The sequence below is a fragment of the Mesorhizobium sp. M7A.F.Ca.US.011.01.1.1 genome (genome assembly GCF_003998295.1).
Taxonomy (GTDB): domain Bacteria; phylum Pseudomonadota; class Alphaproteobacteria; order Rhizobiales; family Rhizobiaceae; genus Mesorhizobium.
In genome coordinates this window covers 1-589 of sequence record NZ_RZRT01000220.1, presented here as the reverse complement: position 1 = coordinate 589, position 589 = coordinate 1, and the positions used below count along the sequence as shown (strand labels likewise).

Genomic DNA, 589 nt, shown 5'->3' with positions numbered 1-589 from the left:
GCGGCAGAGGCGCAGGCGGCGTTGAACGCAGCCTTCGGTGACAATGGCATTATGGTTTCATTGGGCGCGCGCTCCATTGAGCCATGCCAATATCTTGTTGCTACCGGCTGGCAGACTGCTTATTGGGTTGCAAAGTATAGGGACACTGCGAAAAGGCTGTATTTTGTTCAGGATTTTGAGCCTGCATTCTATGCGCACGGGACTGAATATATACTCGCTGAAAATACTTACAGACTTGGCTTGATAGGTATTACAGCGGGTAAATGGTTGGCTGATAAGCTACGCCATGAATACGGTATGCACACGATATATTTTAATTTTGCTTGCGATCTGGATCTATATCGGCCTCATGAAAGGCGCCCGTCGAAAACAAAGCACATTTTTTTCTACGCTAGACCGGTGACGCCTCGGCGATGCTTTGAACTAGGGCTTTTGGCGTTGAAGAGAGTTTGCGACCAGATGCCAGATACGGCCGTTATTTTCGCGGGGTGGGATGTCGGCGGATATGAAATTCCCTTCCATCACCTGAATGCTGGGACTGTGGCGGTGCCGAATCTCCCCGATCTTTATTCGCAATGCGATATTGGCT

The 589-nt window shown here is 49.6% G+C and carries 1 pseudogene; it reads left to right on the top strand.

The features are described 5' to 3' along the window. Positions 1-21 precede the first annotated feature (21 nt). Positions 22-589, top strand: a pseudogene (locus EOA13_RS37425) (glycosyltransferase family 4 protein); the annotation flags it as partial.